Source organism: Streptomyces sp. M41 (assembly GCF_043673425.1).
In the GTDB taxonomy this organism is placed as follows: Bacteria; Actinomycetota; Actinomycetes; order Streptomycetales; family Streptomycetaceae; genus Streptomyces.
This window is the reverse complement of record NZ_JBIMKE010000039.1, coordinates 51,973-64,247: the sequence shown is the minus strand read 5'-3', so window position 1 is coordinate 64,247 and position 12,275 is coordinate 51,973. Positions and strand designations below refer to the sequence as shown.

The window sequence follows — 12,275 nt, the reverse complement described above, 5'->3', positions numbered from 1 at the left end:
CGGCGGCTGGCCCACGGCGAGCCCGGCGGGCGGCGGCGCCCAGCCCCCAGCGGCTGCGCAGGGCACCTCCACACCCTCAGCGCAGCCCTCGACTCACTCGACGCCCGCGGCACCCCCGCCCCCCGCCCCCACCGCGGGCGCGGCACCCGCCTACGCGCCTCCGAGCGGCGGCCTCGACCCCCGCATGCTCTGGCCGAACATCCTGGAGGCGGTCAAGAACCGTCGCCGCTTCACGTGGATCCTGCTCAGCCAGAACGCCCAGGTGTCCGGCTTCGACGGCACCACTCTCCAACTCGGCTTCGTCAACGCCGGAGCGCGTGACAACTTCACCAGCAGCGGCAGCGAGGACGTGCTGCGGCAGGCGCTGGCAGAGCAGTTCAACGTGCAGTGGAAGATCGAGGCGATCGTCGACCCGTCGGGTGGCGGTTCAGCCCCCGCTGCGACGACCGGCGGCTCCCCCGGCTTCGGCGGCGGCGGGTCCGGTGGCCATGCGGGCGGCGGCGCCGGCGGTTATGGCGGTGGTGGCGGCGGCTACGGCGGCGGTGGCAACAGCGGGAGCAGCGGCTACGGCGGTGGCGGCGCGCCTTCCGGTCAGCGCCCGGCACCACCCCAACCCCAGCCCACGGCACCCACCTCGTCCCCGCCGGCCTCGGCGTCGTCGTACACCGCGTCCAGCGGTTCCACCGGTTCCACCCCGGCACCCCGCTCCTCCAGCCCGGAGCCGCCACCGCATGTCTCCATCGAGGACGACATCCCGGAGGACGACGACCCCGATCTCAATGAGTCGGCCCTGTCGGGCTACGAGTTGATCGTGCGGGAGCTGGGGGCGACGGTGGTCGAGGAGATCATGAACGAGTAGCGGGACGGACGGCACACGGACAGCACGCGGGGCAGTGACCTGGAGGAAGCTACAGGTCTTCAACCCCCGGCCCCTCATCGCCCCGCACAAAAACCCCGTTAGGCTGACCCCCGTGAAGGTCCTCGTCATCGGAAACGGCGCCCGCGAACACGCCCTGTGCCGTTCCCTGTCCCTCGACCCCGACGTCACCGCGCTGCACTGCGCCCCCGGCAACGCCGGCATCGCCGAGGTCGCCGAGCTGCACCGGGTCGACGCCCTGGACGGCGCGGCCGTGACCGCGCTGGCCACGGAACTCGGCGCCGGTCTTGTCGTCGTGGGCCCGGAGGCGCCGCTGGTCGCCGGGGTCGCCGACGCCGTGCGCGAGGCGGGCATCCCGGTCTTCGGCCCCTCCGGGGAGGCCGCGCAGCTCGAGGGCTCCAAGGCGTTCGCGAAGGACGTGATGGCGGCGGCCGGCGTCCCGACGGCCCGCTCCTACGTCTGCACCACGCCCGCCGAGGTCGACGAGGCCCTGGACGCCTTCGGTGCTCCGTACGTCGTCAAGGACGACGGTCTCGCCGCCGGCAAGGGTGTCGTCGTCACCGAGGATCTCGAGGCGGCCCGGGCGCATGCCAACGCCTGTGAGCGCGTCGTCATCGAGGAGTACCTCGACGGCCCCGAGGTCTCCCTGTTCGCCGTCACCGACGGCGAGACGGTCGTCCCGCTCCAGCCCGCCCAGGACTTCAAGCGGGCGCTGGACGGGGACGAGGGCCCGAACACCGGCGGCATGGGCGCGTACTCCCCGCTGCCGTGGGCGGACCCGAAGCTGGTCGCCGAGGTGCTGGAGACGGTTCTCCAGCCGACCGTCGACGAGATGCGCCGCCGTGGCACCCCGTTCTCCGGCCTGCTCTACGCCGGCCTCGCGATCACCTCCCGCGGCGTCCGGGTCATCGAGTTCAACGCCCGTTTCGGCGATCCCGAGACCCAGGTCGTCCTGGCCCGTCTGAAGACCCCGCTGGCCGGCGTTCTGCTGGCCGCCGCCAAGGGCGACCTCGCCGATCTGGAGCCGCTGCGCTGGAGCGAGGACTCCGCGGTCACCGTCGTCGTCGCCTCGCACAACTACCCCGGCACCCCGCGCACCGGCGACCCGATCACCGGCCTCGACGAGGTGGCCGCCGAGGACGCCCCGCACGCGTACGTCCTGCATGCCGGCACCAGGCGCGACGGCGACGCGGTCGTCAGCGCCGGTGGCCGGGTCCTGTCCGTCACGGCGATCGGCAAGGACCTCACCGAGGCCCGCGACCGCGCGTATCAGGCCGTCGCCCGCATCCGTCTCGACGGCTCCCAGCACCGTACGGACATCGCGGCGAAGGCGGCGGCAGGCGAGTAACCACCCCAGGCGACTGTCCGCTCCGGGGCGGACGGCCTCGGGCACTCGCCCCCCGGGCACTCGCCCCCCCCCGGGCACTCGCACCAGGCGACTAGCCGCCCGGGCGGACCGCCTCGGGCACCCACCCTGCGGGCACCCGCCCTGCGGGCACCCACCCTGCGGGCACCCGCCCCATGCGACGGCCTCGGTACCCGCTCCCGGGCACTCGCACGAGGCGACTGCCTCGGGCACCCGCCCCAGGCGACCGCCTCAGCATCCACCCCGGGCGACCGCCTCGGCATCCACCCCGGGCATCCACCCCGGGCCCCCACTTCGGGCACCCGCCCCCGCTCCCGGGCACCCACCCCGGGCACCCACCCCCGGCACCCACCCCGGCACCCACCCCAGGCCCCCCAGCCCACCCACCCCGGCCACCCACCAATGGCCAGGAACACCCCCCACCCCCGATGAACCCCCCAGGCCCCGAACCCGTCTCAGGATTCGGGGCCTGATCCTCGCGTTCCGTCATCCACCTCTCCCCAAAGCCATTCCATCGAGTGACCGATGCCCCATCCGGCTGACGTGGGCCAAGGCCCCAACTAGGGTGCGGCGCAAGCGTTCCGGCACTTGGCCCACCGGCATTGCGATGTCAGTGGCGGGTGCCACAGTGGGGGAGTGAGCAAAGCCAGGACAGTTCGGACGGCCAGGGCAGCGCGGAGGGGGTGAGGTCCGGCGTGACCGGTATGGGTGTGGAGGTCGGTGCGCAGGCAGCACGTGCCCGTGCGCTCGCCGTGCTGCGCATCCGCAGCCGTGCGCTCGCCGTCGCCCTGCTGCCGGCCGCGGTCGCCGTGGTGCTGCTCGTGGGCGCCTCCACCGGCCACCTCGTCGGCCCGGGCTGGCAAGCCGCCCGCTGGGTGGTGACGCCCGTCGCCGCCCTCGTCCTGCTCATCGCCGCCGTCGTCGCCCTGGTCGTCGCCCGCTCCCGGCCCGCCGTCAGCCCGACGGTGCCGATAGCCGAGGAGCAGGCCCCGGACCTGTACCGGCTGGTGCGCGACCTCGCCGACCGCCTGGGCGTGCCCGCCCCGTCCGCGATAGCGCTCACCCCGGACTGCGACAGCTGGCTGGAGGACCGCACCCACCCGTCGCACGGCCCGCCCCCGGCGGTGGACCGCGACGAGCTCGGCGGCCCGCGCGGGCCGGGCCTGCGCGGCCCCCATCGCCGTACGCCCGCCGCCCCGGTCCTCGTGATCGGCTCCCCGTTCCTGTGGTGGATGCGGGTCGGGGAGCTGCGCGCGGTCCTGGCCCCGGTCGTCGCCGGTACGGGACCTTCCGCCCACCCGGACATAGCCCTGGCCCGGCGCTTCGTCCGGGGCCTGGACGCCGCGGTGGCCGTCGCCTCGACGCGTGGCCGCTGCCCGGGGTCACGGGCGGCGTGTGCGGGCCTGGGCTGGATCGCCCGGCTGCTGTTGCGCAGTTGCCGGGAGCACGCGACCGAGATGGAGCGGGGCGTGGCCGCGGCGGCGGCCGAGCGTGCACAGGCTGTGGATTACGGGCTGCGGATCGTCGCCCAGGAACAGGTCGGGCTGGCGTACGCGGGCTGGGACCGGCTGCTGACGCGGGTGGCGCTGCCGGCCTGGCGGATGGGGCGCTGGCCGTCCCGGCTGGACGCCGGCGTCGTCGCCGCGCTCACCGAGCTCTCCCGCCGGGACCGTCTGGCCGAGGGCTTCGCGTCCCGGCTGGGGGAGCGCCCCGCCTGTGACCTCCTGGAAGAGCCCGGCGCGGTCGACGCGGCCGCCTCGCTCCTGGCCGCCCGCCTCTTCCACGGCGGCCCCGCGGAGTCCGGTCCCGACTGGTCCCCGGTGGACTGGCAGGAGTACCCGGAGGAGGTCGTCGACCGTAAGTGGCGCACCGACGCGGCCCGCCTGCACCGCGTCCTGGACGCCCTGGGCGTCCGCCGCACCACCGACGGCGGCTCCCCGGGCTCCGAGGCGCCGACCCTGTCCCGGGTCCTGGAGCACCTGTCGCTCCCGCCGGCCTTCACCACCACCCCGCTGCCCACGGGCCCCCACCCCGAGAGGGACGAACAGCAGGCCGACGCCTCTGACGCCTCCGACGCCTCCGCTGGCACCGACGCCCCGCACCCCCGCCCCCCGAAGGCACCCAAGCCCCCCTACACATCCATGGCCGAAGACCCCGCCCCGGAAGACGAGGAAACCGAGCGCAGCTCCGCCCTCGCCGCCTGCCTGACCGCCGAGCTGGCCCGCGAGGAGGCCGCGGCCCCGGCGGAGCACACGGCGTCCCCCGCCCCCGGCACCACGCTTCTGGACATCGGGGCGCTCCCGCTCTTCCCGCTCCAGCCGCCGCGCACGGCGCGCGAGTTGCTGACGGACCATGTGACGGCGATGGTGTGCTGTGCCGCGATGGACACCGCGGGCGCGGCCCCCGGTCTGGACTGGCTCGACGGCCCCACGCTGCTGATCAACGGGGAAAGAGCCGCCGACCTGACCCCCAGGGTTCTCAGCCTCATCGAGGACGGCGATCCGGCGCCCCTGCGCGCCTGGTTGCTGGAGTCGGGGATACGTCCGGAGAAGCCGGTGCGCCTCGTCTGAGCAGCCCTAGCGGCCCGAGCGGATCAGCCCGGCACGGCCGCGGGCGCCGTATACGGCCGGAGGCCCCGGTTCCACTTTCGGCCAATTCGCAACGAATAGTGACAGGATGCGTGCGCAATGTGATGTGCTGGGATCGCGATAGCGCATATGGCAAGGGCTTACGCCATCCGGCAGCCGACACGACAGACAGACAACCGGCACGACAGACAGACAACCGGCACCAGCCGGCACCGACCGGCACCACACACGAACGCTGGGCGCACCACCACGGGGGAACGAGGGAGGGGTATGGCCATGGGGTCGGAGCAGATCCGCCGCTGGGAGTCCGGAGCACTCGCGCACGCCGTGACGGACCCCTTCGGCCAGGGCCCCGTCCCCTGGCTGCGCGGCAACGTGACGTACTTCGACGACACCGGCCAGGTCGTCCCCTGGTACGTCGACGGACAGGCCCACCCCCCGACGGCGGGCACCCCCCGAGTCCCGGCCCCGCGAAGCGCCGGCCCGCGCTCGGCCGACGACATCCACCGCCAGATCAAGGGCTTCACCTCGACCGGCGCGGTCGCCCCCGGCGAGGCCGTCGACTTCCACATCACCGTCGACCCGCCCCAGGAATTCGCCGTCGACGTCTACCGCATCGGCCACTACGGCGGCGACGGCGCGGCCAAGATCACCACCAGCCCACGGCTGTCCGGCATCGTGCAGCCCCCGCCGCTCACCGCCGACCGCACGGTCTCCTGCCACCACTGGTGGCTGTCCTGGCGCCTCCAGGTCCCCTCGTTCTGGAGCATCGGGGCGTATGTCGCCGTCCTCACCACCGCCGACGGCTACCGCTCCCACATCCCCTTCACCGTGCGGGACAAGCACCCCGCGGACCTGCTGCTGCTCCTGCCCGACGTCACCTGGCAGGCGTACAACCTGTATCCCGAGGACGGCCGCATCGGCGCCAGCCTCTATCACGCCTGGGACGAGGACGGCCGGCTGCTCGGTGAGGCCGACGCCGCCACCACCGTCTCCTTCGACCGCCCGTACGCGGGCGCGGGCCTGCCCCTGCACGTCGGCCACGCCTACGACTTCATCCGCTGGGCCGAGCGCTACGGCTACGACCTCGCCTACGCCGACGCCCGCGACCTGCACGCCGGACACGTCGACCCCACCCGCTACCGCGGCCTGGTCTTCCCCGGCCACGACGAGTACTGGTCGTCGAACATGCGCCGCACCGTGGAGCTCGCCCGCGAGAACGGCACGTCGCTGGTCTTCCTCTCGGCCAACACCATGTACTGGCAGGTGGAGTTGGGCCCCTCTCCGTCCGGCGTCCCCGACCGACTGCTCACCTGCCGCAAACGCAAGGGCCCCGGCCGCGCGGTGCTCTGGCGCGAGATCGACCGCCCCGAGCAGGAGGTGATCGGCATCCAGTACGCGGGCCATGTCCCCGAGCCGCACCCCCTGATCGTCCGCAACGCCGACCACTGGCTGTGGGAGGCGACCGGCGCGCACGAGGGCGACGAGATCGCGGGCATGGTCGCGGGCGAGGCGGACCGTTACTTCCCGCGCACCCAGCTGCCCGACCACGAGGAGCGCATCCTGCTCGCCCACTCGCCGTACGCCGACCGGGAGGGCGTGGTCCGCCACCAGGAGACGTCCCTCTACCGAGCCCCGTCCGGCGCCCTGGTCTTCGCTTCCGGGACGTTCGCCTGGTCCCCGGCGCTGGACCGCCCGGGCCACGTCGACACCCGTGTCCAGCGCGCCACCGCGAATCTCCTCGACCGCATCTGCAAACGTGACTGAACTCCGCTGAAGCACCCCCCGTCACCGGCCGATCTCCGGCATACGGGAGAATCGAGCCATTGGCCCGCCCGTCTCCCACCACCACCCTGTTCGAGCCCTGCGGGCGCCCTTTTGGATTCAACCACGGGGAGGAACCGTGTCCGGATTCGTAGAAAAGCCTGAGCCGATCCAGGTTCCGGGCTTGGTGCATCTGCACACCGGCAAGGTGCGCGAGCTGTACCGGAACGAGGCGGGCGACCTCGTGATGGTCGCCAGCGACCGCATCTCCGCATACGACTGGGTGCTGCCGACCGAGATCCCCGACAAGGGCCGCGTGCTCACCCAGCTCTCCCTGTGGTGGTTCGACCAGATCGCCGATCTGATCCCCAACCATGTGGTGAGCACCGACCTGCCCGCCGGCGCCCCCGCCGACTGGGCGGGCCGCACCCTCGTCTGCAAGTCCCTGAAGATGGTCCCGGTGGAGGCCGTGGCCCGCGGCTACCTCACCGGCTCCGGCCTGGTGGAGTACGACGAGTCCCGCACCGTCTGTGGCCTCGCCCTCCCCGAGGGCCTCGTCGACGGCTCCGAGCTGCCCGCCCCGATCTTCACCCCGGCCACCAAGGCCGCCGTCGGCGAGCACGACGAGAACGTCTCCTACGAGGAGGTCGCCCGCCAGGTCGGCGCCGACACCGCCGCCCGGCTGCGCCAGGCGACCCTCGCTGTCTACGCCCGCGGCCGGGACATCGCCCGCGAGCGCGGCATCATCCTCGCGGACACCAAGTTCGAGTTCGGCTTCGATGGGGACACGCTCGTCATCGCCGACGAGATCCTCACCCCGGACTCCTCCCGCTTCTGGCCCGCCGACCAGTGGGAGCCGGGCCGCGCGCAGCCGTCGTACGACAAGCAGTTCGTGCGTGACTGGCTGACCTCGCCGGCCTCCGGCTGGGACCGCAGGAGCGAGCAGCCCCCGCCGCCGCTGCCGCAGGACGTCGTGGACGCGACCCGCGCGAAGTACGTGGAGGCGTACGAGCGGCTGACGGGCACGAGCTGGAGCTGACCCGCATGACCTGATCCGCATGACAAAGGCCCCGGTCGATGACCGGGGCCTTGATCTGGAGCGAACGACGAGGTTCGAACTCGCGACCTCAACCTTGGCAAGGTTGCGCTCTACCAACTGAGCTACGTTCGCATGCGCCGTGGCGCGAGAACCACTATACCCAACCTCGCTCCCGTGCGAGCCGCACCGCCGCGTGCCGGTTCTCCGCCCCCAGCTTGGAGACGGCCGAGGACAGATAGTTCCGCACGGTCCCCTGCGACAGCGCGGCCCGCTCCGCGATCTCCGCGACGGGCGCCCCGTCGGCGGCCAGTTCCAGCACCTCCGCCTCCCGCGCGGTCAGCGGCGAGTCCCCGGCGGCGATCGCGTCGGCGGCCAACTCCGGGTCGACGTAACGGTTTCCGGCGTGCACGGTCCGGATGATCTCCGCGAGCCGCTGAGCGCTGACGGTCTTCGGGACGAACCCGCGCACACCGGCCTCCAACGCCCGCTTCAGATGCCCGGGCCGCCCGTGACTGGTCACGATCAGCACCTTGCAGCCGGGCAGTTCGGCACGCAGGGATGTGGCGACCTTCACACCGTCCGCGCCGGGCATCTGGAGATCCAGCACGGCGACGTCGGGCTCGTGGGCCCGGGCCATCGCCAGCGCCTCGGGACCGGTGGCGGCCTCGGCGACGATCACGAGGTCGTCCTCCAGGGACAGCAGGGTGGCGAGCGCGCCCCGGATCAGATGCTCGTCGTCGGCGAGCAGCAGCCGCACCGCGGCGGTCGCGGTCATACGGTGACCTCCCGCAGGCCGGCCGCCAGCGGCACCTCCGCCACCAGCCGGAACTCGCCCTCGCCGACGCGTCCGGCCGCCAGCGTCCCGTCCACCGCCGCCAGCCGCTCCCGCAGCCCGGCCAGACCGGAGCCCCCACCCCCGTCGGGGGCTCCGGCCGCACCGTCGTTCTCCACCGTCAACACCACGTGCCCTTCCGTCACCCGCACTCCCACCGCGCATCGCCCGGCGTCCCCGTGCCGCAGCACATTGGTGGTCGCCTCCCGCACGACCCAGGCCAGCGCCGACTGCACCTCGACGGGCAGCCCGGCCGCCTTCCCGGTCACCTCGCACCGGATCCCGGCCGCCGTCAACACGCCCTGGGCTCCGGCGAGTTCGACCTCCAGGTCGGCCTCGCGGTAGCCCCGTACGACATCGCGCACCTCGCGCTGCGACTCCTGCGCGATCCGCTGCACCTCGATCATCTGCTCCACGGCCTCCGGCCGGTCGCGCCGCGCCAGCTGCACCGCCAGCTCGCTCTTGAGGGCGATGACCGCCAGATTCCGGCCCATCACATCGTGCAGATCCCGCCCGAACCGCAGCCGTTCCTCGGCGACCGCGAGCCGGGCGCGGGTCTCGCGGGCCTCGTCGAGTTCGTAGACGGCCCTGAGCAGCCAGACCGAGAAGACCGCGGTGAAGGCGATGAACGCGCCGCTGATCAGCACCAGCAGCGCTCTGACCAGCGCGGACAGGGCGGGCTGCCCCAGCAGGAGGGCGAGCAGTCCGGTGGCCGCCGCGAACCCGGTGACAAGGGCGGACACCCGCCGTCGGCTGCCCACCCCCAGCGCGATCATGCCCAGGCCGAAAGTGAGGACGACGCCGAAGGCCCCGTTGGCCGCGGGCGCGGCCCCGTCCGGACCGCGCTCGGCGATGGCGAGGGCCGTGACAGCGATCGTCGCGGTCACCGCGCCGAGCGTCCACAGCAGCCGTACGGGCTGCCCACCCCGGCCGCACACCCAGCTCAGCGCCCGGGACACGGTCAGCGAACACAGGGCCGCGTGCAGGCACACCATGAGCATCAGCCAGCCCGTCAGCTCGTGCCGGGCCTCGGCCATCGGCACCGTGGCCGACACGACCTCGGCCGCCGCGAAGAAGTGGAACGACGACCGTGTGTAGGTCTCCACCTTCGCCGGTGTGCTCTTGCTCCGCCACCACTTCCCCGGCCCGCGCATCCCGCCGCTCTCCCCCTGTGTCCCTACGTCACCGCCGTGGCTCCCACCTGAACCACCGCCGTACAGCAAACACGCCGACGGCCGTCCAGGCCAGGGCGGTCGCCACCGCCCCCAGCGCCTCGCCCGCCGCCAGCTCCCCGGTCCAGCCGCCGCGCACCAGCGTGATCACCGGGGTCAGCGGCAGCAGTTCGCACACCGAGGCCACCTTGTCGGGCAGCACCTCCAGCGGGACGGCCATGCCGGAGCCGAGCATCGAGACCATCACCACCGGCAGCGTGGTGACCTGGGCGCTCTCGGTGGTGCGGGTGAACGCCGAGGTGACCGCCGCCAGCGAGGCGCACAGCACCAGGCCCAGCAGCAGCGCCGGCACGGCGAGATAGGGGGCCGGCGGCGCGGGCATGTCCAGCAGGACCATGCAGCCCACCGCCAGCACAAGGGACTGCACCAGTCCCGTGGCGACCGCCGGCAGCGCGGACCCGGCGAGGATCTCGGTGTCCCGCAGCTCGCCGGTGCGCAGCCGCTTGAGGACGAGTTCCTCGCGCCGGGCGGTGAAGACGCCGACGAGGGCGCCGTACACCGCGAAGAGGAGCGAGAACCCGATCGCGGCGGGCAGGACGACGGTGCCGGGGGTCAGGCCGGACTTCTCCAGGTCCATGTCCTTGGTCGCGGACCACACGCTGAACGGCAGGACCAGCGGCACGAACAGGGCGGCGACGAGAGTCCCTCTGCTGCGTCCGAGCAGCGTCAGCTCGGCGCGGGCCAGCGCCGTCATCCGGCCCGCCGGGGTGGTGACCGTGCCGCTCATGCCGCGTACTCCTTCGTCGCCTTCTTCTTCGTCGCCGTCCCGTCGGAGGCCGCGGAGGCGTCCCGCGCGATCCCCAGGAACGCCTCTTCCAGCGAGGCGGAGCGCACATCGAGCCGGTGCAGCTCCACCCCGGCCTGTTCGGCCCAGACCAGCAGCCGGGTCGCCGCCCGTTGCAGCTGCCGGGTCCGTAGCCGGATGACCCGGCCGTGCACCTCGTGCCCGGACACGCCGAGCTCGGCCAGCGGCGGCAGGTCGCCGAGGAAGTAGCCCTCGGGCAGCTCGAAGGAGATCCGCGAGGGCTGGGCCGCGGTCACCTCGGCCGGTGTCCCGGTGGCCGCGATCCGCCCCTCGTGCAGGATCGCGAGCCGGTCGGCGAGGTCCTCGGCCTCCTCCAGGTAGTGCGTGGTCAGCAGCACGGTCGTCCCGGCGTCACGCAGCGCCCGCACCAACTCCCAGGTGTCCCGGCGCCCTTCGGCGTCCAGTCCGGTCGTCGGCTCGTCCAGGAACAGCACCTCGGGGTCGCCGAGCAGCGCGAGCGCCAGGTCCAGTCGCCGCCGCTCACCCCCGGACAGCTGCTTGACCCGGACACCGGCCTTCCCGGCCAGCCCGACCCGCTCCAGCACCTCCAGCGGCGGCCGTGCCCCGCTGACGCAGCCCGCCCACATCCGCGCGGTCTCGATGACCGTCAGCTCGGACGGAAAGCCCCCTTCCTGCAGCATCACCCCGGTCCGCGGCCGTACGGCGGCCCGCTCGGCGCAGGGGTCGTGTCCCAGCACCCGCACCCGCCCCCCGGAGGGCGGGGCGAGTCCCTCGAGCAGCTCCACGGTCGATGTCTTGCCGGCGCCATTGGTGCCGAGCAGTGCGAAGACCTCCCCGCGGTCCACGGAGAAGGAGATGCCGCGTACCGCCTCGAACCCGCCCCCGTACACACGCCGCAGGTCGGTGACCTCAATCACGTGTTCGCGTTCGTCGATGTTCATGACATCAGCGTCCCCGCGGCGGGGGCCCGGCAGCAGTGCGCGCTGTCACCACTCGGCATGACAAATGTCAGGCGCAGACGCGGGCCTCGGGAAACACGAAAAAGCCCCGGTCCGAAGGACCGGGGCTTTCATCAGAGCGGACGACGAGGCTCGAACTCGCGACCTCAACCTTGGCAAGGTTGCGCTCTACCAACTGAGCTACGTCCGCATTGCCTCCGACCGGCTCTCACCGATCGGTGCGAGCACCAGCCTACCTGATCCACAACAGTGGTCCGTACGGCCGATGCAGAGCGGGTGACAGGAATTGCACACTGCGCCTTCCCCCTGGAAGGGGGATGTTCTACTACTGAACTACACCCGCATGCCCTGCGAGCTGGACTTTTCCGTCCCGCCCGGCGGCGTGTCCCAGACATTAGCTGATCGGCAGGGGGGTAGCGCAAGTCGGTTGCGCCCCCCGTCCAAGTCGACTGTCCTCAGGGCCCGCTGACGGGCCCTGAGGACACCCTTCCGGTCACCTCACTGCGCGGAGGCGAAGGCCTCGTAGACCTTCTTGGGGATCCGGCCGCGGGCCGGCACCTCCATCTTGTTGGCCTGGGCCCAGGCCCGGACGGCCGCCGGGTCCGGGGCCACCTCGGTCTGCTTGTACGCCTTGCCTGACTTCGACCGCTTGCGGCCGGCGTCCACGTACGGCGCGAGCGCCTTACGCAGTTTCTCGGCATTGGCTTCATTCAGGTCGATCTCGTACGACTTGCCGTCGAGTCCGAAGGCGATCGTTTCCGCCGCTTCTGAGCCGTCGATGTCGTCAAAGAGAGTGACCACGACCTTCTGCGCCACGAATATCGGTCCCTTCGTACGGCACGCTGACAATTC

9 protein-coding genes, 3 tRNA genes and 1 pseudogene are annotated in these 12,275 nt (G+C 72.7%); 5 read left to right on the top strand and 8 right to left on the bottom strand.

Annotated features, from left to right (window positions below; all coding sequences use genetic code 11):
- From ACHBTE_RS32575 to ACHBTE_RS32555, 5 genes and pseudogenes are all read left to right on the top strand, one after another.
- Positions 1 to 859 (top strand): annotated as a pseudogene (locus tag ACHBTE_RS32575) (DNA polymerase III subunit gamma and tau); the annotation flags it as partial.
- 112 nt (positions 860 to 971) lie between these two features.
- Complete coding sequence (gene purD, locus ACHBTE_RS32570) at positions 972 to 2,225, top strand: phosphoribosylamine--glycine ligase (RefSeq protein WP_394728748.1); 1,254 nt, start codon at positions 972 to 974, stop codon at positions 2,223 to 2,225.
- A 722-nt stretch (positions 2,226 to 2,947) separates the two neighbouring features.
- The gene (locus tag ACHBTE_RS32565) at positions 2,948 to 4,813 is read left to right on the top strand and encodes a hypothetical protein (RefSeq protein ID WP_394728752.1); all 1,866 of its coding nucleotides are present in this window, start codon (positions 2,948 to 2,950) and stop codon (positions 4,811 to 4,813) included.
- A 294-nt stretch (positions 4,814 to 5,107) separates the two neighbouring features.
- The gene (locus ACHBTE_RS32560) at positions 5,108 to 6,598 is read left to right on the top strand and encodes a N,N-dimethylformamidase beta subunit family domain-containing protein (RefSeq protein ID WP_394728746.1); all 1,491 of its coding nucleotides are present in this window, start codon (positions 5,108 to 5,110) and stop codon (positions 6,596 to 6,598) included.
- 136 nt (positions 6,599 to 6,734) lie between these two features.
- The gene (locus ACHBTE_RS32555) at positions 6,735 to 7,634 is read left to right on the top strand and encodes a phosphoribosylaminoimidazolesuccinocarboxamide synthase (protein WP_394728744.1); all 900 of its coding nucleotides are present in this window, start codon (positions 6,735 to 6,737) and stop codon (positions 7,632 to 7,634) included.
- A 56-nt stretch (positions 7,635 to 7,690) separates the two neighbouring features.
- Here ACHBTE_RS32555 and ACHBTE_RS32550 read toward each other — a convergent pair.
- The 8 genes from ACHBTE_RS32550 to ACHBTE_RS32515 all read right to left on the bottom strand — a co-directional run bounded on the left by ACHBTE_RS32550 (position 7,691) and on the right by ACHBTE_RS32515 (position 12,239).
- A tRNA-Gly gene (locus ACHBTE_RS32550) sits at positions 7,691 to 7,766 on the bottom strand.
- A 22-nt stretch (positions 7,767 to 7,788) separates the two neighbouring features.
- Complete coding sequence (locus tag ACHBTE_RS32545; protein ID WP_394728742.1) at positions 7,789 to 8,409, bottom strand: response regulator; 621 nt, start codon at positions 8,407 to 8,409, stop codon at positions 7,789 to 7,791.
- Positions 8,406 to 9,620 carry a sensor histidine kinase gene (locus tag ACHBTE_RS32540; RefSeq protein WP_394728739.1) on the bottom strand — a complete coding sequence of 405 codons (1,215 nt, stop codon included), beginning with the start codon at positions 9,618 to 9,620 and terminating at the stop codon, positions 8,406 to 8,408. Before ACHBTE_RS32540 ends, ACHBTE_RS32545 begins: the two co-directional genes overlap by 4 nt.
- Before the next feature lie 28 nt (positions 9,621 to 9,648).
- Entirely contained in the window at positions 9,649 to 10,425 is a 777-nt protein-coding gene (locus ACHBTE_RS32535) for an ABC transporter permease (protein WP_394728737.1), read from the bottom strand.
- Positions 10,422 to 11,405, bottom strand: coding sequence for an ABC transporter ATP-binding protein (locus tag ACHBTE_RS32530; protein WP_394728735.1), 984 nt, complete (start codon positions 11,403 to 11,405; stop codon positions 10,422 to 10,424). Before ACHBTE_RS32530 ends, ACHBTE_RS32535 begins: the two co-directional genes overlap by 4 nt.
- 135 nt (positions 11,406 to 11,540) lie before the next feature.
- Positions 11,541 to 11,613: transfer RNA gene (locus ACHBTE_RS32525), tRNA-Gly, on the bottom strand.
- A gap of 81 nt (positions 11,614 to 11,694) precedes the next feature.
- Positions 11,695 to 11,766, bottom strand: a tRNA-Gly gene (locus ACHBTE_RS32520).
- A gap of 155 nt (positions 11,767 to 11,921) precedes the next feature.
- The gene (locus ACHBTE_RS32515; protein WP_394728733.1) at positions 11,922 to 12,239 is read right to left on the bottom strand and encodes an Lsr2 family protein; all 318 of its coding nucleotides are present in this window, start codon (positions 12,237 to 12,239) and stop codon (positions 11,922 to 11,924) included.
- Between the last annotated feature and the right edge of the window lie 36 nt (positions 12,240 to 12,275).

What these genes read in the sequence shown, in the direction of transcription:
- ACHBTE_RS32565 (WP_394728752.1), top strand. Translation starts at nt 2,948, where the DNA reads ATGGGTGTGGAGGTCGGTGCGCAGGCAGCACGTGCCCGTGCGCTCGCC.
- ACHBTE_RS32560 (WP_394728746.1), top strand. Translation starts at nt 5,108, where the DNA reads ATGGGGTCGGAGCAGATCCGCCGCTGGGAGTCCGGAGCACTCGCGCAC.
- ACHBTE_RS32545 (WP_394728742.1), bottom strand. Translation starts at nt 8,409, where the DNA reads ATGACCGCGACCGCCGCGGTGCGGCTGCTGCTCGCCGACGACGAGCAT.
- ACHBTE_RS32540 (WP_394728739.1), bottom strand. Translation starts at nt 9,620, where the DNA reads ATGCGCGGGCCGGGGAAGTGGTGGCGGAGCAAGAGCACACCGGCGAAG.
- ACHBTE_RS32535 (WP_394728737.1), bottom strand. Translation starts at nt 10,425, where the DNA reads ATGAGCGGCACGGTCACCACCCCGGCGGGCCGGATGACGGCGCTGGCC.
- ACHBTE_RS32530 (WP_394728735.1), bottom strand. Translation starts at nt 11,405, where the DNA reads ATGAACATCGACGAACGCGAACACGTGATTGAGGTCACCGACCTGCGG.